The organism is Streptomyces sp. NRRL S-1022, assembly GCF_000720135.1.
GTDB lineage: Bacteria > Actinomycetota > Actinomycetes > Streptomycetales > Streptomycetaceae > Streptomyces.
Genome location: NZ_JOIU01000121.1, coordinates 1 through 516, shown reverse-complemented (window position 1 = coordinate 516; position 516 = coordinate 1). Strand labels below are relative to the sequence as shown.

Below are 516 nucleotides of genomic sequence, written 5' to 3'. Positions count from 1 at the left end.
GCCGTTGTGGCTGGGGTCGGTGAAGTCGAACATCGGGCACACGCACTGGTCGGCCGGCCACGTCTCACTGCTCACAGCGGTACGAACGCGCACGTGATCCTGGAGGCACCTGCCCCGGACCCGGCCGAGGAGGCGTCGCCCGAGTCCCCTGCCACCCCTGCGGCCTCGGTGCCGGTGCCGTGGCTGCTGTCGGCGAAGTCGGACACGGCCCTGCGCGACCAGGCCCGGAGGCTGCGCGGGTTCCTCGCCGAGCACCCCGAGGTCACACCGGCCGAGGTGGCCGCGGACCTGGCCGCGCGGGCTCGGTTCTCGCAGCGTGCTGTGCTGACGGACCCGGCCGGCCTGGACGCGCTGATCGACGGAAAACCCGGAATCGTCACGGGCTCTGCTTCTCCGGGCAGGTCGGCGTTTGTGTTTTCTGGTCAGGGTGGTCAGTGGGTGGGGATGGGGCGGGGTTTGTACCGCGAGTTTCCGGTGTTCGCGCGGGTGTTGGACGAGGTGTGCGGTTTGTTGGGG

1 protein-coding gene and 1 pseudogene are annotated in these 516 nt (G+C 70.5%); both read left to right on the top strand.

The window, feature by feature from the left end; genetic code table 11:
* Window positions 1-19 precede the first annotated feature (19 nt).
* A complete protein-coding gene (locus IG05_RS50840; protein ID WP_420707664.1) occupies window positions 20-97 on the top strand; it encodes a hypothetical protein in 78 nt (25 codons plus the stop codon).
* A pseudogene (locus tag IG05_RS0141115) lies at window positions 94-516 on the top strand (modular polyketide synthase); the annotation flags it as partial. The gene IG05_RS50840 and the pseudogene IG05_RS0141115, both read left to right, overlap by 4 nt.